The 19,584-nt window shown below is 73.7% G+C and carries 17 protein-coding genes; 11 read left to right on the top strand and 6 right to left on the bottom strand.

Annotated elements, in window-relative coordinates; genetic code table 11:
* Nucleotides 1-188: 188 nt before the first annotated feature.
* Entirely contained in the window at nt 189-770 is a 582-nt protein-coding gene (locus RM555_RS29560; protein ID WP_311414792.1) for a hypothetical protein, read from the bottom strand.
* Between the two features lie 189 nt (nt 771-959).
* Between RM555_RS29560 and RM555_RS29555 the strand changes: the two genes are divergently transcribed.
* Nucleotides 960-2,000 (top strand): S66 family peptidase, encoded by a 1,041-nt coding sequence (locus RM555_RS29555; RefSeq protein ID WP_311414791.1) that lies wholly within the window; start codon nt 960-962, stop codon nt 1,998-2,000.
* A 76-nt stretch (nt 2,001-2,076) separates the two neighbouring features.
* Here RM555_RS29555 and RM555_RS29550 read toward each other — a convergent pair whose 3' ends face one another.
* The 3 genes from RM555_RS29550 to RM555_RS29540 form a co-directional block, all read right to left on the bottom strand.
* A complete protein-coding gene (locus RM555_RS29550) occupies nt 2,077-2,997 on the bottom strand; it encodes an endonuclease domain-containing protein (protein WP_311414790.1) in 921 nt (306 codons plus the stop codon).
* 82 nt (nt 2,998-3,079) lie between these two features.
* On the bottom strand, nt 3,080-4,006 hold the full coding sequence (locus RM555_RS29545; protein WP_311414789.1) for a cyclase family protein: 927 nt from the start codon (nt 4,004-4,006) through the stop codon (nt 3,080-3,082).
* 330 nt (nt 4,007-4,336) lie between these two features.
* Nucleotides 4,337-5,236: a helix-turn-helix domain-containing protein gene (locus tag RM555_RS29540; protein WP_311414788.1), complete on the bottom strand. Its 900-nt coding sequence runs from the start codon at nt 5,234-5,236 to the stop codon at nt 4,337-4,339.
* A 153-nt stretch (nt 5,237-5,389) separates the two neighbouring features.
* Here RM555_RS29540 and mfd point away from each other — a divergent pair, with 153 nt between their 5' ends.
* From mfd to RM555_RS29515, 5 genes are all read left to right on the top strand, one after another.
* Nucleotides 5,390-9,040, top strand: a complete 3,651-nt coding sequence (gene mfd, locus RM555_RS29535; RefSeq protein ID WP_311414787.1) for a transcription-repair coupling factor — start codon at nt 5,390-5,392, stop codon at nt 9,038-9,040.
* 135 nt (nt 9,041-9,175) lie between these two features.
* On the top strand, nt 9,176-9,946 hold the full coding sequence (locus tag RM555_RS29530) for a hypothetical protein (protein ID WP_311414786.1): 771 nt from the start codon (nt 9,176-9,178) through the stop codon (nt 9,944-9,946).
* A 2-nt stretch (nt 9,947-9,948) separates the two neighbouring features.
* Nucleotides 9,949-10,920, top strand: coding sequence for a nucleoside triphosphate pyrophosphohydrolase (locus tag RM555_RS29525; RefSeq protein ID WP_311414785.1), 972 nt, complete (start codon nt 9,949-9,951; stop codon nt 10,918-10,920).
* Between the two features lie 22 nt (nt 10,921-10,942).
* Complete coding sequence (locus RM555_RS29520) at nt 10,943-12,562, top strand: DUF885 domain-containing protein (RefSeq protein ID WP_311414784.1); 1,620 nt, start codon at nt 10,943-10,945, stop codon at nt 12,560-12,562.
* Between the two features lie 114 nt (nt 12,563-12,676).
* Nucleotides 12,677-13,435 carry a hypothetical protein gene (locus tag RM555_RS29515; protein ID WP_311414783.1) on the top strand — a complete coding sequence of 253 codons (759 nt, stop codon included), beginning with the start codon at nt 12,677-12,679 and terminating at the stop codon, nt 13,433-13,435.
* Between the two features lie 93 nt (nt 13,436-13,528).
* Here the strand turns inward: RM555_RS29515 and RM555_RS29510 are convergent, their stop codons facing one another.
* Nucleotides 13,529-14,221: a hypothetical protein gene (locus RM555_RS29510; protein ID WP_311414782.1), complete on the bottom strand. Its 693-nt coding sequence runs from the start codon at nt 14,219-14,221 to the stop codon at nt 13,529-13,531.
* Nucleotides 14,222-14,454: 233 nt separating this feature from the next.
* Here RM555_RS29510 and eno point away from each other — a divergent pair, with 233 nt between their 5' ends.
* Genes eno through RM555_RS29490 form a run of 4 tightly spaced genes read left to right on the top strand, consistent with a single transcriptional unit; the run spans nt 14,455 to nt 17,539 of the window.
* The gene (gene eno / locus RM555_RS29505; protein ID WP_311414781.1) at nt 14,455-15,738 is read left to right on the top strand and encodes a phosphopyruvate hydratase; all 1,284 of its coding nucleotides are present in this window, start codon (nt 14,455-14,457) and stop codon (nt 15,736-15,738) included.
* A gap of 32 nt (nt 15,739-15,770) precedes the next feature.
* Nucleotides 15,771-16,409, top strand: a complete 639-nt coding sequence (locus tag RM555_RS29500) for an FtsB family cell division protein (RefSeq protein ID WP_311414794.1) — start codon at nt 15,771-15,773, stop codon at nt 16,407-16,409.
* 34 nt (nt 16,410-16,443) lie between these two features.
* On the top strand, nt 16,444-17,001 hold the full coding sequence (locus RM555_RS29495; RefSeq protein ID WP_311414780.1) for a DUF501 domain-containing protein: 558 nt from the start codon (nt 16,444-16,446) through the stop codon (nt 16,999-17,001).
* A 1-nt stretch (nt 17,002) separates the two neighbouring features.
* The gene (locus RM555_RS29490) at nt 17,003-17,539 is read left to right on the top strand and encodes an amino-acid N-acetyltransferase (protein WP_311414779.1); all 537 of its coding nucleotides are present in this window, start codon (nt 17,003-17,005) and stop codon (nt 17,537-17,539) included.
* A 47-nt stretch (nt 17,540-17,586) separates the two neighbouring features.
* Here the strand turns inward: RM555_RS29490 and RM555_RS29485 are convergent, their stop codons facing one another.
* A complete protein-coding gene (locus tag RM555_RS29485) occupies nt 17,587-18,486 on the bottom strand; it encodes an alpha/beta hydrolase family esterase (RefSeq protein WP_311414778.1) in 900 nt (299 codons plus the stop codon).
* A gap of 95 nt (nt 18,487-18,581) precedes the next feature.
* Here RM555_RS29485 and RM555_RS29480 point away from each other — a divergent pair, with 95 nt between their 5' ends.
* Complete coding sequence (locus RM555_RS29480; RefSeq protein ID WP_311414777.1) at nt 18,582-19,574, top strand: ArsR/SmtB family transcription factor; 993 nt, start codon at nt 18,582-18,584, stop codon at nt 19,572-19,574.
* Nucleotides 19,575-19,584: the final 10 nt, after the last annotated feature.

Genomic DNA, 19,584 nt, shown 5'->3' with positions numbered 1-19,584 from the left:
CCGACCACCGGTCACCGCCGACGGCAGGTACCGCGACAGCGCTTCCCACTCAACGTCAGACAACTCGTAGCGACGACCCACGCGCTACATCATCCGACACCAAGATCCTTTGAAGACACAGCCTAGGGCGGCTCGTGCCCGGTATGTGGCGTTTCCCGGCCCGGCCGGGGCTGCCGGTGCCGCGTCGATCAGGTCAGCTGGCAGCGGCCCGCGCTGTAGTGGGCGACCGCCGCCATGATCTCCGTCTCGGACCGGTCCGCGAAGTTGAGCGTGGCGACCAGCCCCGAGCCGTAGAAGGCGCTCAGGGCCGCGCTGTCGAGCGCCGTGAACGCCCCGAGGTGCTGGAGCGCCCGCGCGTCGTGTGGCGTGACCACCAGCATCTTCTCCATGCTCCACCGGCGCCGGGAGATCCGCGCGACGCCCTCCCACGGCAGCCAGATCGCCTGGCCCCGGGTCGGCCGGGTGCGGATCCAGAGCCCGGTCGGGCCGAGCGCCAGCACCGGGCCGCCGGAACCGATCAGCCAGAGCTGGATCCCCAACGGCAGGGCGACCAGGGCCAGCAGGCAGCCCACCACGCCGAGGATCGCGACCACGGACTGGGAGCGCAGCTGCGCATCGGCCGAGTTCACCATGCCGAGACCGGCGCAGCAGGCGATCGGGAGGATGAGGAGCAGCGCCACCCCCGTCATCAGCAGGCCGCGTTTCGCGACGTTGGGGCGTACCACGAAGGGCTGGTCCTCCGGGATGCGCCTGGTCACCGGCGGCGGCACGGGGGCTCCCCACGGGCCGCCGTGCGGTGGGCCGTGGTGGAAGGGCTGTGGCGGATGTCCGGCGGGGGTGCTCACGCGGCCTCCGAATACTCGATCAACTTCGGCGGGGCCAGCCTAGAGGCCGTCCGCCAGCGTCCCGGCGGGTCGGACCAGCGGAAAACCGCTGGAGCCGGTCGGTAGCGTCCGATCATGACGTCGCCGAACTATCCCCCCAAGCCCCGACCGGGAGACCGGGTCGCGGTCGTCTCGCCGTCCGCCGGCCTGCCGGCCCTCTTCCCCCACGTGTACGAGTTGGGGCTGCGCCGGCTGCGCGAGGAGTTCGGCCTGGAGCCGGTGGAGTACCCGACCACCCGGGTACTCGGCGCCGATCCGCGCGACCGGGCCCGGGACCTGACCGCCGCCTTCGCCGACCCGACGATCGCCGCCGTGCTCGCCACGGTGGGCGGGGACGACCTGATCACGGTCACCCCGCACCTGGACGACGCCGTGCTGCGGGCCAACCCGAAGCCGTACTTCGGCTACTCCGACAACACCAACGTCCTCAACCACCTGTACCGGCTGGGCGTCGTGTCGTACCACGGCGGGTCGGTGCTCGTGCACCTCGGCCGGCCGGGCAGCCCGCACCCGCTGACCTTCGACTCGCTGCGCGCGGCCCTCTTCACCTCCGGCTGGTACGACCTCGCCCCCGCGCCGCAGTGGGGCGACCGGCCGAACGACTGGCAGGACCCGGCGACGCTGGCCGACGAGCCGGAGATGCTCCCGGGCGAGGGCTGGCGCTGGCAGGGGCCGTCGACGGTGGTCGAGGGGCGCACCTGGGGCGGCAACCTGGAGATCCTGCACTGGCTGCTGGCCGCCGACCGGGTCCCTGACGCCGGGGACCTGGCCGGGGCGGTGCTGATGGTCGAGACCTCCGAGGAGCTGCCCTCGGCCACCGAGGTGTTCCGGATCCTGCGCAACATGGGGGAGCGTGGCCTGCTCGCCGGCTTCCCGGCGGTCCTCGTCGGTCGACCGAAGGCGTGGGACTTCACCCGGCAGCACACCCCCGACGAGCGGCGGGACTGGGCGGAGGCGCAGCGCGAGGCGGTCACCCGGGCGCTGGCCGCCTATTGCCCCGACGCGGTGGTGGTCTTCGACGTCGACCTCGGCCACACCGACCCGCAGCTGATCGTCCCGTACGGCGGCGAGGTCCGCATCGACGCGACCACCCGACACATCTCGGTCCGCTACTGACCCACCCGTGGAGGCGCCCCGGTGATCAGGACGCCATGGACGTTAACTGGCCGTTTTAAGGTCCATGGCGTCCTGATCAGCATTGGCCGGGGCGGCGTTCCTGGATTGCGTCGGTCACCAGCCGGACAATCCGGGCAGGGTGTCGCAGTGCGTCGTCCGCCGTGAAACGCAGCACCAACCAGCCCGCCGCGCGGAGTGCGTTGAGCCGAGCCACGTCCCGCTGGAAGTGGGTGCGTTCCCGGTGGTGGTCACCCTCGTACTCGATGGCGATTCGCCACCGGGGGTAGGCGAGGTCGACGCGGCCGAGGAAGACGCGTCCCCGGTGCGGGTGGGTGCCGTACACGTCGTGCTGCGCGGTCAGGGGTGGCAGACCGGCGTCGTGCAGGACGAGCCGGAGCCGGGTCTCCATCGGGGACTCGCAAAGTGGCTCGGCCAGCGTGAGCACCTCCCGCAGTTGGGCGGTGCCGGGCCAGCCGTTGTGCGTGTCCAGGTAGCTGCCCAACGTCGGGAGCTTGACCACCCGCCGATGCAGCAGCGCGTCCACCGCGACGAGCGCGTCCGTCCGGGGCAACTGCCGCCCGAGGTCGAAGGCCGTGCGGACGCCGGTGGTGACCGGCAAGCCGGCGAAGCGGGTGATCTCCCGGGCGGAGAGCGACCGTTGGTCGACCGACACACGCCGAGTGGCGCGTCGGTGGGCCGTCGCCGGGAGCGTGACGAAGACCGGGCTCGCGCGTGGGAGGAGGTCCACGCCCCACAGGAATGCCGCGCTGAGACCGCTGATGGCGGCCCCCGCCGGCAGGGTGAGGGCAACCGCGTCGCACCACATCCGGTGGTCGTTCTCACGGTGACCGTCGGCGTGGACGTAGACGTCGGGCAGCAGCCGGCGCCAGGACGGCCCACGGAGCATCCGCCACGTGACCAGGCCGGCGGCGACGGCTCGACTGCCGGAGAACGGGAGGATCGCCAACTCTCTGGGGACGCGCGGTGCCCGTGACATTCCGGCAGCCTGCTGTCACAGCCCGCCCGCGCGCTGACCCGAAGGTCGATCCCGGGGTGTCGGCGTGGCCCTCGGTCGTCGATCAGGTGGGATTGAGGACCGCGAAGGCCCGTACCGGGAAGGTGCCCATGCCGGCCACCATCGGCGGGGCGGCCGTGAAGCGGAAGCCGGTCGGGGGCAGCCCGTCGAGCCCGGTCAGGTGCTCCACGATCGGGACGCCGGCGGCCAGCAGGGCGCTGTGTGCCGGTCGCTCGCCGGCCGCCGCCGGGCTCATGTCGTCGATGTTGATCGAGTCGATGCCGACCAGGGCGGCGCCCGCGTCGACCAGGGCCCGGGCGCCGTCGCCGGTGAGGTAGGGCGCCTCCGGCGCGCCGTACCGGTCCGTGCCGAAGTGCGCCGACCAGCCCGTGTGCAGCAGCACCGCGTGCCCGGCGACGTCGTACGGCGCCAGCAGCAGCCGGTCCACCGCGCGGGTGCCGGCCGGTACCCGGACCACGACGCCGGGCAGGTCGGCGAGGCGGTCCAGCGGGGTACCGGCGAGGTCGGCGCCCTCGGCGAAGCGGTGGGCGGGCGTGTCCAGGTACGTGCCGGTGTTGGCGATCATGTCGATGCGCCCCACCTGGAACTCGGTGCCGGAGGCGTAGTTGGCGCGGGACGCCTCCCGGGTCAGCCACTCGGTGATCCGCGGCGCCGGCCAGCCCGGCAGGGTGGTCATGCCGTCGGTGACGACGTGGCTCAGCTCGACCAGCCGTCGCCGGGAACTGTCGTCCGCGCCGGCCCCGGCGGCCACGCCCCGGCCGCCCTTGTGCGGCTCCTCGATGATCGTCCGGTTGGTGATGCGTACCTCGGCCACCATCAGCAGCCCGAGGTGCCGGACGAACAGCGCCGCCAGTTCGTCGTCGGCGATGTCGCGGCCGGGGATGTCCAGACGGAACCCGTCGGTCCGCAGCCCGCCGCCGTTGGCGAAGGTGACCTCCGCGTCGAACTGTGCCCGCCACTGGTTGCCCATCAGCGCAGCCGATCACGGCCGGCCATCCCCGTCAAGATCCTTCGAGCGGGCCGCCCCGCGCCCACCGGAGTGCCGTACAGGGGGGTGTACGGCACCACCGGCGGGCAGCGACGGCACCTCGCCGCCGCCGAGGTCGCAGCCGGGTGGAGCTGCGGGCCTCCCCGAACAGGTCCGCGCACCCCGCGACCGCCGATCCGGCGGCTCGATCCCGGCTGACGGATTCCATCTTCGGCCGCCGGGCGGCCCGGGTCTTGAACATCGATGCGCGATTGACCGCCATCTCCGCCGACCCGGCCCAGACGCAGGGACAGCGGGTGGGGTGAAGCGGGGTCAGGTCCGTGGGGTGTGGGCGAGAAGTCGGCGCAGGTGGGCCGGGGGATGGCCGACGTGGTCCCGGACCACCCGGGTGAGGTGGGCCTGGTCGGCGAAGCCGTGCTCCGCCGCCACCGCGCGCAGCGGCCGCTCGTCCGACTCGGCGAGGGTGTCCAGCACCGCCCGGACCCGCAGCCGGTTCCGGTAGGCGGTGAGGCTGCTGCCGGTGACCCGGTGGAACACCCGGCTCAGGTGGTGCGGGGAGGCGCCCACCTCGCGGGCCACCGCGTCGAGGCTGAGCGAGTAGGCGCCGGCGGTGAGCACCTCGCGGGCCCGGTCGGCCAGGCGACGGTGGGCGGCCTGGGTGGCGGGCCGCCGGCTGACCGCGCGTGCCAGGTCCGTCCCCGGCTCGTCCCGGGCACCGGTACGGCTGAGCACCCCGTCGAGGAAACGGTGCAGCCGTTCTGCCATCTCGAAGTGGTCCAGTCCCCGCCGGAACTCCGCGATGAGCATCCGGTGTGCCAGGTCGAGCGACGCGTCCGAGGTGCCCTCCCAGCCGGCGGTCTCCAGCCAGCGTGCCCCGTCCGGGCGTCCGGCCAGCACCCTCGGGTCGACCTGCACGCAGGTGTACGAGTCGCCGCAGCCCAGCGGGTGGGACACGGACATCTCGTCGCCGGGCCGGGTGATCAGCACGGAGGTGGCGTCCGAGAAGGCCGTACGACCGTTGAGCCGCCGCCGGTAGGCCCCCGACCGCCCGAGGATGAGGTTGTGGAACCTCTCGACGGCGGGCTCGGTCCAGCCGTGGCTCTCGACGATGCAGCGCACCTCGTAGATCAGGATGCCCTCCGGGTGACCCAGCACCCGCCACCGGCCGGGCGTGGTCTTGCGGCGTGGATCGCTGCCGATTCCCTCAGGCATCCGTTCTCCCCCCCCGGGTGACCCTGCGCCGATTGTCGACGATCCAACCTACGCGGGGGCGGTTCGTCCGACCGGAGAGATAGTGTCGACCGGTGGCCCCCCGTCCAGCCGGACGAGGGGTGATCGTCGTGTCCTCCCGCTGGAAGTGATCTCATGCTCACCGGTCTGTTCTCCGCCGCCCTGGCCGACCCGGGGCTGGCCCGGGCACGTGACCTGGCGCGCTCCGGTGCCGCGCAGGTCGACGGCCTCGACATCACCGCGCCGGCCGCGCTGCGCCCGTTCGCGGTCGCCGCGGTCGCCGCCGACCAGGCCGGCGACGGCGGGCCGGGCGGCGGCGCGGGTCGTCCGGTGCTCGCCGTGACCGCCACCACCCGGGAGGCCGACGACCTGGCCGCCGCGCTGGGCAGCCTGCTCCCGCCCGAGCAGGTGACGGTCTTCCCGTCCTGGGAGACGCTGCCGCACGAGCGCCTGTCGCCCCGTTCCGACACGGTCGGCCGGCGGCTGGCCGTGCTGCGCCGGCTGGCGCACCCCGCATCGGCCGACGCGCACGGTCGCACCGGCCCGCTGCGGGTGGTCGTGGCGCCCGTCCGGTCGCTGCTGCAACCGCAGCTCAAGGGCCTCGGCGACCTGGAGCCGGTGCAACTCGCCGCCGGGCAGGAGGCCGACCTGGAGGAGGTCGCCCGCCGGTTGACCGACATGGCGTACGGGCGGGTCGACCTGGTCACCAAGCGGGGCGAGTTCGCCGTGCGCGGCGGCATCCTCGACATCTTCCCGCCCACCGACGAGCACCCGTCGCGGGTCGAGTTCTGGGGCGACGAGGTGGAGGAGATCCGCACCTTCGCCGTCGCCGACCAGCGCACCATCGCGCAGGTGCCGCAGCTGTGGGCGCCGCCGTGCCGGGAGCTGCTGCTCACCCCGTCGGTGCGCAAGCGGGCCGCCGCCCTCGCCGAGGAGCACCCGGAGCTGGCGGAGATCCTCGACAAGCTGGCCGAGGGCATCCCGGTGGAGGGCATGGAGTCCCTGGCCCCGGCGCTGATCGGCGCCGACTCGATGGAGCTGCTGCTGGACGCCATGCCGGCCGGCACCCACGTGCTCCTGTGCGACCCGGAGCGGATCCGCACCAGGGCGCACGACCTGGTGCGTACCTCCGACGAGTTCCTCCAGGCGAGCTGGGCCGCGGCCGCCGTCGGTGGCCAGGCCCCCGTCGACCTCGGCGCCGCCGCCTTCCGGACCCTGGGCGACGTACGCGCCGTCGCGGCGAAGCTGCGCCAGCCCTGGTGGACGCTGTCGCCGTTCGGCCTGGTCGAGGCGGAGGCAGCCCCGGCGCGGCAGCCCTGGGAGGACGGCCCGGAGGCGTACGACGTCACCCCCGACGACGCGATCGCGGTGACCCTCGCCGCGCAGCCGGCCCCGCTCTACCACGGCGAGACCGCCCGGGTGGTCGACGACCTCAAGCGCTGGACCGGCGAGGGCTGGTCGGTCGCGCTGGTCTTCGAGGGGCACGGCCCCGCCCAGCGGGCGGTCGAGGTGCTCCGCGACGCCGGCCTCGGCGCGCGGCTGACCGAGGAGATCCCGACCGCGCCCGCCCCCGGCGAGGTGCTGGTCGCCTGCGGCAGCCTGACCGGCGGCTTCGTCGACGAGGCGTCCCGGTTCGTGCTGCTCACCGGCAACGACGTCACCGGCGGGCGGGGCACCTCGACCCGCGACATGCGCAAGATGCCGAGCCGGCGGCGCAACACCATCGACCCGCTGGAGCTGAAGGCCGGCGACCACGTCGTGCACGAGCAGCACGGCATCGGCCGCTACGTCGAGCTGGTGCAGCGCACCGTCAACGGGGCCTCCCGGGAATACCTCGTCATCGAGTACGCCCCGAGCAAGCGCGGCCAGCCCGGCGACCGGCTCTTCGTCCCCACCGACCAGCTCGACCAGCTCTCCCGCTACGTCGGCGGCGAGCAGCCCACCCTGCACAAGATGGGCGGCTCGGACTGGCAGAAGTCCAAGGCCCGGGCCCGCAAGGCGGTCAAGGAGATCGCCGCCCAGCTGATCCAGCTCTACGCCGCCCGCAAGGCGTCCAAGGGGCACAACTTCGGCCCCGACACGCCGTGGCAGCGGGAGCTGGAGGACGCCTTCCCGTGGCAGGAGACACCGGACCAGCTCGCCGCCATCGAGGAGGTCAAGCGGGACATGGAGCAGACCGTCCCGATGGACCGGCTGATCTGCGGCGACGTCGGCTACGGCAAGACGGAGATCGCGGTCCGGGCGGCGTTCAAGGCGGTGCAGGACGGCAAGCAGGTGGCGGTGCTGGTGCCCACCACGCTGCTGGTGCAGCAGCACTACAACACGTTCGCCGAGCGGATGAGCCAGTTCCCGGTGACCATCCGGCAGCTCTCGCGCTTCCAGACGCCGAAGGAGGCCGAGCAGGCCCTGGAGATGGCCGCCGCGGGCACCGCCGACATCGTCATCGGCACCCACCGGCTGCTCCAGGCGGCCACCCGGTTCAAGTCGCTCGGCCTGGTCATCGTCGACGAGGAGCAGCGCTTCGGCGTCGAGCACAAGGAGCACCTGAAGACGATGCGCGCCTCGGTCGACGTGCTGAGCATGTCGGCCACCCCGATCCCGCGGACCCTGGAGATGGCGATCACCGGCATCCGGGAGATGTCGACAATCGCCACCCCGCCGGAGGAACGGCACCCGGTGCTCACCTTCGTCGGCGCCCACGACGAGCGGCAGGTGGCCGCCTCCATCCACCGCGAGCTGCTCCGCGACGGGCAGGTCTTCTACCTGCACAACCGGGTCGAGTCGATCGACCGGACGGCCCGGAAGCTCCGGGAGCTGGTGCCCGAGGCGCGGGTCGCGGTGGCGCACGGCCAGATGGGCGAGGAGGCCCTGGAGAAGGTCATGGTCGGCTTCTGGGAGAAGGAGTTCGACGTGCTGGTCTGCACCACGATCGTGGAGTCCGGCATCGACATCCCCAACGCCAACACCCTGATCGTGGAGCGGGCCGACCTGCTCGGCCTGGCCCAGCTGCACCAGATCCGCGGCCGGGTCGGCCGGGGCCGGGAGCGGGCGTACGCGTACTTCCTCTACCCGCCGGAGAAGCCGCTCACCGAGCACGCCCACGAGCGGCTGGCGACCATCGCCCAGCACACCGAGCTGGGCGCCGGCATGTACGTGGCGATGAAGGACCTGGAGATCCGGGGCGCCGGCAACCTGCTCGGCGGCGAGCAGTCCGGGCACATCGAGGGCGTCGGCTTCGACCTGTACGTGCGGATGGTCGGCGAGGCGGTCTCCGCGTTCAAGGGCGAGCGCCCGGAGGAGGAGACCGAGGTCAAGGTCGACCTGCCGGTCGACGCCCACCTGCCGCACGACTACGTCGCCGTGGAGCGGCTGCGCCTGGAGATGTACCGCAAGCTCGCCGAGGCCCGCGACGCCGACCGGCTGCGCGAGGTGGTGGCCGAGATGACCGACCGCTACGGCGAGCCGCCCGCGCCGGTGCAGAACCTCGTCGCCGTGGCCCGCTTCCGGCTGCTGGCCCGCCGCTACGGCCTGACGGATGTCTCCATGCAGGGCAAGCACATCCGGTTCGGCCCGCTGCCGCTGCCCGACTCGAAGCAGCTGCGGCTCAAGCGTTACCACCCGGACTCGGTCTACAAGCAGGCGCTCGACCAGGTGAGCGTGCCCCGGCCGAGCACCCGGCGGGTGGGCGGCGAGCCGCTGCGCGACCAGGCCCTGCTGGAGTGGTGCGCCCAGCTGCTCAAGGACGTCCTGGGCGAGCCGGCGACGGCGGGAGCCGCCGCGCGGTGAGTGGCGGTCGACGATGGCTGACCGGCAGTCGGCGGGTGACCAGGGGGTGGGACCCGGTGCGCACCGGGGCGGAAGCGCGGGGAGACCGGTGGGCGGTGTCACGGCGGCCCCGGGCGGCATGAGAGAGTGACCGACATGCGTGCTCGCCGTCTTGTCGCCGTCGCCAGCGTGGCGCTCGGCCTCGTCGCCCTCTCCGGTTGCCGTGCCGAGCCCGGTGTCGCCGCCTACGTCGGTGACCTGCGGATCACCGAGGATGTCGTCACCGGGGTCGTCGACGACCTGCGGGCGAAGAACCCGACGCCGACCGGTCAGCCCGAGGCGCCCGAGGGGCAGCCCCCGGCGCAGGTGCCGCAGCTGCCCGACCGCGGCCAGATCGTCAGCATGCTGGTGCTCTCCGAGGTCTGCGAGCGGCTCTCCGCCGACAAGAACTACCAGCCGCGCGGGCAGGTCGCGCCGGAGCAGGTCGCCCAGCAGCTGGGTCTGTCGCCCGACACCGGCTTCGTGCGCCAGTCCGCCGAGCTCTACAACTGCCTGTCCGGGGTGCCGACCGGGGCGCCGGCCGAGCCGACCGCGCAGGACCTGGCGGACGTGGTGGCGGCGGGCCGCAAGGCGGGCGCCATCCCGGCCGACGTGCCCGACGAGGCGGCCGCCCGCCAGCTCGACGGCGAGCAGCTGCGTGGCGCGCTGGCCACCCGCAAGTCGCTGGCCGAGGCGGTCGCCGCGTACGACGTGACGGTCAACCCCCGCTACCGCCCGCTGGAGTTCCCGGTGCTGAGCTTCTCCGGCAACGCGCCGGCGGTGAGCGTGCCGCTGGGCGAGGCCGGCTCCGACGGGGTCACCGACGTCTCCACCCCGGACCCGCTGCCCACCGTCGCGCCCGAGGCGGCCGGCGGGACCCACAGCTGAGCATGCCGGCGCGGATCGTCCTGCTCGTCACCTCGCCCCGGCTGCCGGCCGGGCTGCTGACCGCCGCCGCGTGGGACGTCGTACGCCGGCATCCGGTGCTGGCCGGGGCGGAGAGCGAGCTGACGACGGCGGTCCGCGTGGCGGGCGCCGAGGTCACGGTGGTCGACGGCCGGGCGACGCAGGCGCTGCTCGACGCGGCGGCGGCGCACGGCGTCGCGGTGTGGCTGGCCGGCCCGGCCGGCGACGAGTCGCTGGCCCGCGAGCTGGGCCTGCGGCTGGCCCGTGAGCCCGGCCTGGCCGAGCTGGAGCTGATGTACGGCTCCTGGGACCCGCCGGGCGCCCGGCTGCTCGACGCGGTGGCGGTGATGGACCGGCTGGCCTCCCCGGGCGGCGATCCGTGGAAGCGCGCGCAGACCCACCGCAGCCTCGCCGGTTTCCTGATCGAGGAGTGCTACGAGGCGTACGACGCGATCAGCGCCGGGGACACCGACGCGCTGCGCGAGGAGCTGGGCGACGTGCTGCTCCAGGTGGTGCTGCACGCCCGCCTCGCCGAGGAGCTGCCCGAGGAGCAGCGGTGGAGCGTCGACGACGTGGCCGGCGGGCTGGTCGACAAGATGGTCCGGCGCAACCCGCACGTCTTCGCCGACGCCGAGGCCGGCACCCTGGAGGAGATCGAGGCCAGCTGGGAGCGGATCAAGCGGGCCGAGAAGGCGCGTGACTCGGTGCTCGACGGCATCGCGCTGAGCCAGCCCGCCCTCGCCCTGGCCGCCAAGATCCTGGAGCGCGCCGGGCGGGTCGGCCTCGCCGTACCGCCGCCGCTCGCCGATTCCCAGGTGGACCCGGAGGCGCGCCTCGGCGCGGGCCTGCTCGCCACGGTCGCGGCGGCCCGCGAGGCGGGCCTGGACCCGGAGGCGGCCCTGCGCCGTGCCGCCCTCGCCTACGCGGACGCGGTCCGCGCCGCCGAAAAGGCCTGAGTCGACCCGGTAGGGTCGGCGGGTGGAATCGTTTGTGCCGCTCGCGGAGCGGATCGTCGACGCGTTGCTCCAGAGCCGGCCGGGGCTCGCGACCTCCACCGGCGACCACCGGTACGACGACCGGCTGCCGGACCTCTCCGCCGAGGCGGTCGCGGCCGACCGGACCATGCTCAAGGAGGCCGCGGACGCGCTCGCCGAGCTGGACCCGGACGCCCTGGACGTCGAGGAGCGCGTCGACCACGCGCTGCTCACCTCGTTCGTGGACCGGGAGCTGTTCGAGTCCGGCGACATCCGCGCCCACGAGTGGGACCCGCTGCGGCACAACCCCGGGCCGCTGCTGCACGCGCTGCTCGCCCGCCCGTACGCCCCGGTCGACGTGCGGCTGACCAGCCTGGCCGGTCGGCTCGCCGCCGTACCGGACGCGCTGGCGACCGCGCGCGCGACGCTGCGCGACATGCCGCGCATCCACGCGGAGACGGCGGTCGGGCAGTTCACCGGCGCGGCGGCGCTGATCCGCGACGAGGTGCCGGGGCTGCTCGCGCAGGCCCCCGCCCTGTACGACCGGGTCGAGCCGGCGGCCACCGCGGCGATCGCGGCGCTGGAGGAGTTCGTCGCGTGGCTGCGGCAGGGCCTGGCCGCCGACGCCGGCCCCGGGCCGGACCCGCGGCTGGGCCGCCGCCGCTGGGAGGCGCGGCTGTGGCACACCCTCGACACCGAGCTGGGCGCCGCCGAGATCCAGCGCCGGGCCTGGGCCAACCTGGACCGGGTCGGCGAGGAGATCCGCGCGGCGGCCGTCGAGCTGGTCGGCGGCCCGGCCGACGACGAGACGGTACGCCGGGCGCTGGACCTGCTGGCCGCCGAGCACCCGGACGACCACACCATCGTGGACCTCGCCTCGGTCACCCTGGACGAGGCGACCGATTTCGTGCGCGCCCACGACCTGGTCACCCTGGTCGACGACCCGTGCGTGATCCAGGAGATGCCCCAGTTCGCCCGGGGCGTGGCGGTCGCCTACTGCGACTCACCCGGCCCGCTGGAGACGGCGGACGTGCCGACGTTCTACTGCATCGCGCCCACCCCGGCGGACTGGCCCGCGCACCGGGTCGAGTCGTTCTACCGCGAGTACAACGACCACATGATCCGCAACCTGACGGTGCACGAGGCGATGCCGGGTCACTTCCTCCAGCTCGCCCACGCCCGCCGGCACGTCGGCCCCACCCGGGTCCGCGCGCTGACCGAGTCGGGCCCCTTCATCGAGGGCTGGGCGGTCTACACGGAGGAGCTGATGGCCGGCCTCGGCTTCGGCGGCCTGCCGGTGCGGTTGCAGCAGCTCAAGATGCAGCTCCGGATGACCATCAACGCGTTGCTGGACCAGCTCGTGCACTGCGAGGAGCTGCCGGAGGCCGAGGCGATGGCGCTGATGACCGGGCGGGGCTTCCAGGAGGAGGGGGAGGCGGCCGGCAAGTGGCGGCGCGCCCTGCTCACCTCGACGCAGCTCTCGACGTACTTCGTCGGCTACAGCGAGGTGGCCGCGATCGCCGCCGCACGCCCGGCCGGCGTGGCGGTACGCGAGTGGCACGACGCGATGCTCGCCCACGACTGCCCGCCCCCGCGCCACCTGCGCACCCTGCTCGGCGTGTGACGAAGTGCGGTCGGTTTCTGGGATCACGTTCGGTCGGTGCTCGGTCGGCCGGTGAACTGGTGACCGCGTTCGTCCGAAGAAACTCTCGGTTGTCAGCCATGCTGGAGCGCCTCGATGAGTAATACACCCCTCTATCCCGACCCGCCGCACCTGACCATCGCAGTGTTCCCGGCCAGCTCCGACGAGTCGGCGTTCCCGGCGGTGTGCGACAGCCTCGTCGCCTGTGGTGCGCAGCCTGACGGCGTGCTGGAGACGATATCGCCGGACGTCGACTTCGAGGCGCGATCGGACGTCGCGGAAACCGTCGAGCTCCTGACCGTGAAGCCCGACCCGTTCGAGCGGATCATCCGGGGACGGGAGCCCGCGAAACGGCCTGTGCGGGCCGGGTTCACCCGCGGGGGCGAGGTCGTCGTCGTCGAGTTGCTTCGTAGGAATCCTGGGGAACGGTTCCCGGTCGGTGTGTCCTGCTTCGCAGGAGCGCTGGGTCTGCCAATTGACCTCTGGCGGGAGGCCGACAGCTCGGCGGCCTTCGAGATCACGCGGTGGAGTAAGCAGTTGTTGCAGGTCATGACTGACCGGTTGCCGTGTGCCTACGGCTCGATCGAGGTCGAGGCACCCTTCCCCACTCCCTCGATGCTCCGCAGTGGCGCCATGCTCGGCTCCGAGGTCTTCGTCGCGCGGGACGTCCTGGCCCGCCGACCGGAACTGAGGGCGGCTCTGGCCGAGGACTACGACGATGTGGGCGAGGAATGGGAGGCTGGCGCCTTCTTCTCCGGTCGGACGCCGTTCGACTCCGGGAGAAGGGTGCGGCCGTACACGCCGGATCGCTACCAGCGGAGTAGTCGAATGCTGGGCGAGTTCCTCAGCTCGTAGCACGACCGCTGGCTGGTCGACGCGCCTGCAACGCGTCGACCAGCCAGCGCAAACCAGGGGGGTACTGCCGGCCGGGCGGGTTTGCCGGACCGGTCACGAGCTGGCCGGACGGCGGTCCACGACGCCGGCGTCGGGCGGCAGGTCGAACACCGCGCCGTCGACCGCCTCGCGGTAGCGGCTCAGTGCCAGCTCGACCTGGCGGCCGTCGACCCGGCCGGTGAAGCTGCCCAGCACCCCGTCGGTGGTGACGCAGGCGGTGAAGTCCCCGGCCGACTGCGCCACGTCGACGCAGGTGGCGTGGTGGCCGGCGAGGGTGGTGTCGCTCTGCTCGATCACCGCGTCCGGGTCCAGCGCGGCGGTGGTGAGCAGCCCCACGACGACCGGCGGCGTCAGCAGCCCCCGCTGCTTGGCCTCGGTGAACATGGTCACCGTGGGCTTCGCGTTGGGCGCGGGCGGGGCCTCCAGGGTGCAGGTCGCGCGCCCGGCGCCGGTCTCGCAGCGGGTCGTCGCCTCCGGCGTGACGGTGAGCTTGCCGCCGGGCCAGGTGTAGGCGGAGCGGGCCGGGTCCTGGGCCTGGGCGATGGTGGCGGTCTGCCCGCCGGGGAGCTGGTAGTCGGCGGAGTAGGTCAGCTCCAGCGCCCGGTCGAGCCGGGCGGCCAGGTCGTTCACCAGGTCGGCCCGTCCGATCGTCCGGCCGGCGTCGTCGAGGGTCTGACAACCGGTCACCGTGAGCGACGCGATGACCGACACGGCGAGCATGCGGAGGGTGGTCGAGGCGGCGGGCATGGCGACCAGCCTTGCCGATCGGGCCAACCGCGCGCAAACCCGTTGCCGGTTGAGGCACGAGAATCCGGGAATGTCCGTGTAAAGCATTGCCCGGAGGCAGGTTTCGGGTCGGGCCGGCGAGCGCCCGGACCGCCCGCGTCCGAGCGTCGCCCGATACGCTGCGTTCAACAACTGCCTCAGCCGCACCGTCGCGGCCCATACCGGACCGGAACACACAAACGAGGAGCGACTCAGTGGCAACCATCGAGGGAATCGTCGCGCGGGAGATTCTGGACTCGCGGGGCAACCCGACCGTCGAGGTCGAGGTCGGGCTCGACGACGGCACGATCGCCCGGGCGGCGGTGCCCTCCGGCGCCTCCACGGGCGCCTTCGAGGCGATCGAACTGCGCGACGGTGACGCCGACCGCTACCAGGGCAAGGGTGTCGAGAAGGCGGTCTCGAACATCGAGGACAAGATCGTCGACGAGCTGATCGGCTACGAGGCCAGCGAGCAGCGGCTGATCGACCAGAAGATGCTCGACGTCGACGGCACCGACAGCAAGTCCGAGCTGGGCGCGAACGCCATCCTCGGCGTCTCCCTGGCGGTGGCCAAGGCGGCGGCCGGCAGCGCCGAGCTGAGCCTCTTCCGCTACCTGGGCGGCCCGAACGCGCACCTGCTGCCCGTGCCGATGATGAACATCCTCAACGGTGGCGCGCACGCGGACTCGAACGTCGACATCCAGGAGTTCATGATCGCGCCGATCGGCGCGCCCAGCTTCCGTGAGGCGCTGCGCTCCGGCACGGAGGTCTACCACGCGCTGAAGTCGGTGCTGAAGAAGAAGGAGCTCTCCACCGGCCTCGGCGACGAGGGCGGCTTCGCGCCGAACCTGCCCACCAACGCCGCCGCCCTGGACCTGATCGCCGAGGCGGTGGAGAAGGCCGGTTACCGGCTCGGCACCGACATCGTCTTCGCGCTCGACGTGGCCGCCACCGAGTTCTTCGACAACGGCACCTACACCTTCGAGGGCACCGCGAAGACCGCCGAGGAGATGAGCAACTACTACACCAAGCTCGCCGGCGACTACCCGATCGTGTCGATCGAGGACCCGCTGGCCGAGGACGACTGGACCGGCTGGCAGACGCTGACCGCCTCGCTCGGCGACCGCATCCAGATCGTCGGCGACGACCTGTTCGTCACCAACCCGCAGCGCATCGCCCGCGGCATCGCCGAGAACGCCGCCAACGCGGTCCTGGTGAAGGTCAACCAGATCGGTTCGCTGACCGAGACCCTGGACGCGGTGGACCTGGCCCACCGGGCCGGCTTCAAGTGCATGATGAGCCACCGCTCCGGCGAGACGGAGGACACCACCATCGCCGACCTGGCGGTGGCCACGGGCTGCGGCCAGATCAAGACCGGCGCCCCGGCCCGCTCGGACCGGGTCGCGAAGTACAACCAGCTCCTGCGGATCGAGGAGGAGCTGGGCGACGCGGCGCGGTACGCCGGGGCGGGCGCCTTCCCGCGCTACCGTTCGGCCTGAGACGCGCGAGGCCTCGGGGGAGGGGTGTGACGATGCAGCAGCGCCGCACACCGGGCGGTCAGCGCCCCGCCCGTCGGCCGGGTCACACCGGTCGGCCGGGCGGGGCCCGGGGCGCCCGGGCGTCGGTCCGTGAGGGCGGCGTCCGCGCCGAGTCGCGGGCCACGGCCGGTCGCGCGCCGGGGGCGGCCCGGGGCGCGGAGGGCGTACGCTCCGCGAGCCGGCCCGCCGCGGCCCGTCGTACGGCCGCCGGCACCGTCAAGCGGCTCTCCGCACCCCGCTCCCGGGGCCTCACCGGGCGGGCCACCGTGCTCTTCGCGGTGCTGATCGCGCTCGCCCTGGCATACACCTACCCGGTGCGCGTCTACCTGGACCAGCAGGCCGACATCGAACGGATGGAGGCCGCCCAGGCCGCCCAGCGGGAGGCGATCGAGGAACTGTCCGAGCGGGCGGCCAAGTGGCAGGACCCGGAATACATCAAGATCCAGGCCAGGGAGCGGTTCTTCATGGGCCCACCGGGCGAGACGCTGCTGGTGGTGCTCTCCGACCCGGCGGGCGCCGCCCGGGACGCCGGTTCGTCCGCGGCCCCGTCGGCACCCGTCACCCCCGCTTCCTGGTACGACACCCTCTGGTCGAGCGTGCAGGCCGCCAACGGCGAGCAGCCCGACCGGTGAGCAGCACCCGAGCATCGAACGAGAGATCAGCATCGTGACTGTCGTACCACCGCAGGAGCCGGCGGCGGACTCCGTACCCCCGCCGCGGCGCGAACCGGCCACCGAGGCCGACCTGGCCGCGGTGGCCGCGCAGCTCGGACGCCCGCCCCGGGGCACCCGGGCCGTGGCCCACCGCTGCCCCTGCGGCCTGCCGGACGTGGTGGAGACGACCCCGCGCCTGGCCGACGGCACCCCCTTCCCGACGCTGTTCTACCTGACCTGCCCCCGGGCGACGGCGGCGTGCAGCCGGCTGGAGTCGGCGGGGTTGATGAAGGAGATGGCCGACCGGCTGGCCGCCGACCCGGAGCTGGCCGCCCGCTACCGCGCCGCGCACGAGGACTACCTGGCCCGCCGGGACGCGATCGGCGAGGTGCCGGAGATCGCCGGCATCTCCGCCGGCGGGATGCCCGGCCGGGTGAAGTGCCTGCACGTGCACCTCGGGCACGCGCTCGGGGCCGGGCCCGGGGTGAACCCGTTCGGCGACGAGACGCTGGCGCTGGTCGAGAAGTGGTGGGCGGCCGGCCCGTGCGTGGACGTGCCGGCGGCGGACTGACATGGCGGGCGCGGACGGGGGCGTGGCGGGGGCCGACGAGGTCGTGGTGCGGCGGGCCCGCACCTCGGACGTGCGCGGCATCCGGCGGCTCGTCGACACCTACACCGACGACCGGCGGCTGCTCAGCAAGGCCACCGTGACCCTCTACGAGCACGTGCAGGAGTTCCGGGTCGCGGTCCGGGCCGGCGACGGCGCGGTGGTCGGCTGCGGCGCGCTGCACGTGATGTGGGAGGACCTGGCCGAGATCCGTACGGTGGCGGTCGACCCGTCCTGCCGGGGGCGCAAGCTCGGCCACCGGATCGTCGCGGAGCTGATCGACGGCGCCCGCGAGCTGGGGGTGGCCCGGATTTTCGTGCTCACCTTCGAGACGCGGTTCTTCGGCTCGTTCGGGTTCACCGAGATCGACGGCGCGCCCGTGCCGCAGCCGGTCTACGAGCAGCTGCTGCGCTCGTACGACGAGGGCGTCGCCGAGTTCCTGGACCTGGAACGCGTCAAGCCGAACACCCTCGGCAACACCCGGATGCTGCTGCGCCTCTGACCGGCCCGGTGCGCGCGGCCCGAGGCCGCCGGCCGCGCCCGGCCCGCTCAGCTCCGGCGCGGGTGGGCGGCGAAGAAGTCCCAGACGAGTTCGGTGGCGACGAGGCCCGCGTCGGGGGCGGCCAGCTCGCCGGTCGTCGCCCCGGGCCACGAGTGCCCCATGTCGGGCAGGGTGTAGACGGTCACGTCGCTGCCGTCGCCGCACCGCGCTTCCGTGCGGGTGACCCGCGGCGCGCCCGCCGGCGGTGCGCCGGTCGCCGGCGTGCAGCGCAGCCGTCGCTGCCAGGTCCGTACGCCCTCGGTGAAGACGTCGGCGTAGCGGTCCTGCCCGCCGATGAAGGTGATCACCGAGACCGGTCGCCGGGGCACGTACGTCTCGGGGGCCGTCCGGGGGCCGCTGTAGCCGCCGCTGACCACGCCGATCGCCGCGAAGAGCCCCTCGCCCTCGACGGCGGCCCGGAAGCTCATGTCCCCGCCGTTGGAGATCCCGGTGAGATAGACCCGGTCCGGATCGACCCGCCACGTCCGTACGAGGTGGGCGGTGAGGTCCTTGAGGAAGCCGACGTCGTCGGTCGTCCCGCAGCAGATCAGCGCGTTGAAGCCGCCGTTACGCCCGTCCGGGTACGCGACCAGGAAGTTCTCCCGGTCGGCCACGGCGTCCAGCCCCACCATGTCCCGCAGGCGGACGCCGCTGCCGGGATAGAAGTGCAGGGCGATCACCAGCGCGGTGGGCTGGGCGGGGTCGTAGCCGGGCGGGGCGTGCAGCAGGTACCGGCGGTCGGCCCCGCCGTGCGCCAGGGTGAGCCGGTGGTCGCCGGCGGCGGGGCGCTCGACGGCCCCCGAAGGCGACGGGGCCGGCGTGACCCGGGACTGACCCCGGTCCCCACCGCACGCCGTGGCGACGACGGCGAAGAGCATCCCCGTCAGCACTGCCACCGTCCGTCGCACGCCCCGCCCCCTCCGTGACCCCGGTCCACACTGGATGGCCCCGCCCGGACGGGGCAACCCTTTCGGTCCAGGCCGAAGAGCGGCAGTCTGCTGGCATGCTCCGTCTCCGCCTGGGACTGGCGGACCTGTGCCGGGTCCGCTTCGCCGATCGCCTGCACCCGGTCGGCATGTCCCTGCTGGCCTGCCAGGCGCTGCACGACGCGGACACGGCCCGGATGACGCCGGGTCCCGCGGCGGACGCGGCCTCCGCGTCGGGTCCGGTCCGGTCCGCCGCCTCCGTGCTGCGGCACCTGCTTCCCGCGCGCGGGCGCCTGCCCGACTTCCTCACCCCGCTGGACGGCCTCGAATCGGTCGTCGCCGGTCTGGAGGCGATCCGGGCAGCCCCCGTCGGACGCATCCGGGCGGAGGTCACCGCCGCGTACGCGCAGCTGCCCGCGACGCCGCTGCGCAGGCGGTTCGCCGAGGCCGACGGGGAGACGATGGAGCTGTTCGGCCGGGCCCTGGGTACCTGGCACGACGCGGTGCTCGCGCCGCACTGGGCCGACCTGACGGAGGCGCACCGGCACCACGTGGCGGGGGCGACCGCGCAGCTCGCCACGCACGGATTGGACGGGCTGCTGAACGCGCTGCACCCGGCGATCCGGTGGGAGGCGCCTACGTTGACGGTGCGGACCTGGTGGAGCGCCTCACTGCCCGGCACCGGCCACGGCCTGCTCCTGCTGCCCTCGCCGCTGGCCGGCCCGCATCCCCGGGTGCTGGTGGAGCCCGGCCGGCCGGTGCTGGTGGTGTATCCCGCGCCGATGCCGCACCTGATCAGGGCCGCCACCCCCGATCCGCTGGGCCGCCTGCTGGGGCCGACCCGGGCGGCGGTGCTGCGCCACCTCGCCGGCCCCGGCCGGCACACCACCACGGCGCTCGGCCGGGCCGTCGGGATCAGCACCTCCTCGGCGTCCGAGCACGCGGGGGCGTTGCGGGCGGCCGGGCTCATCGCCAGCGTCCGGGACGGCGGCGCGGTGCTGCACCGGGTGACGCCGCTCGGCACCGAATTGCTGGACGCGGGCTACGCCGGGTCACCTGAGCGCGCCTGACGTAGGGTTG

Source organism: Micromonospora reichwaldensis, assembly GCF_031845925.1.
GTDB lineage: Bacteria > Actinomycetota > Actinomycetes > Mycobacteriales > Micromonosporaceae > Micromonospora > Micromonospora reichwaldensis.
Note: the sequence above shows the minus strand (reverse complement) of the source record. Positions and strands in the feature narration are given on the sequence as shown.

Coding starts and splice junctions, on each gene's coding strand:
- RM555_RS29525 (WP_311414785.1), top strand. CDS start 9,949: ATGCCGGCGCGGATCGTCCTGCTCGTCACCTCGCCCCGGCTGCCGGCC.
- RM555_RS29500 (WP_311414794.1), top strand. CDS start 15,771: ATGCAGCAGCGCCGCACACCGGGCGGTCAGCGCCCCGCCCGTCGGCCG.
- RM555_RS29515 (WP_311414783.1), top strand. CDS start 12,677: ATGAGTAATACACCCCTCTATCCCGACCCGCCGCACCTGACCATCGCA.
- RM555_RS29490 (WP_311414779.1), top strand. CDS start 17,003: ATGGCGGGCGCGGACGGGGGCGTGGCGGGGGCCGACGAGGTCGTGGTG.
- RM555_RS29540 (WP_311414788.1), bottom strand. CDS start 5,236: ATGCCTGAGGGAATCGGCAGCGATCCACGCCGCAAGACCACGCCCGGC.
- RM555_RS29550 (WP_311414790.1), bottom strand. CDS start 2,997: ATGTCACGGGCACCGCGCGTCCCCAGAGAGTTGGCGATCCTCCCGTTC.
- RM555_RS29480 (WP_311414777.1), top strand. CDS start 18,582: ATGCTCCGTCTCCGCCTGGGACTGGCGGACCTGTGCCGGGTCCGCTTC.
- RM555_RS29555 (WP_311414791.1), top strand. CDS start 960: ATGACGTCGCCGAACTATCCCCCCAAGCCCCGACCGGGAGACCGGGTC.
- RM555_RS29510 (WP_311414782.1), bottom strand. CDS start 14,221: ATGCCCGCCGCCTCGACCACCCTCCGCATGCTCGCCGTGTCGGTCATC.
- mfd (WP_311414787.1), top strand. CDS start 5,390: ATGCTCACCGGTCTGTTCTCCGCCGCCCTGGCCGACCCGGGGCTGGCC.
- RM555_RS29530 (WP_311414786.1), top strand. CDS start 9,176: ATGCGTGCTCGCCGTCTTGTCGCCGTCGCCAGCGTGGCGCTCGGCCTC.
- RM555_RS29545 (WP_311414789.1), bottom strand. CDS start 4,006: ATGGGCAACCAGTGGCGGGCACAGTTCGACGCGGAGGTCACCTTCGCC.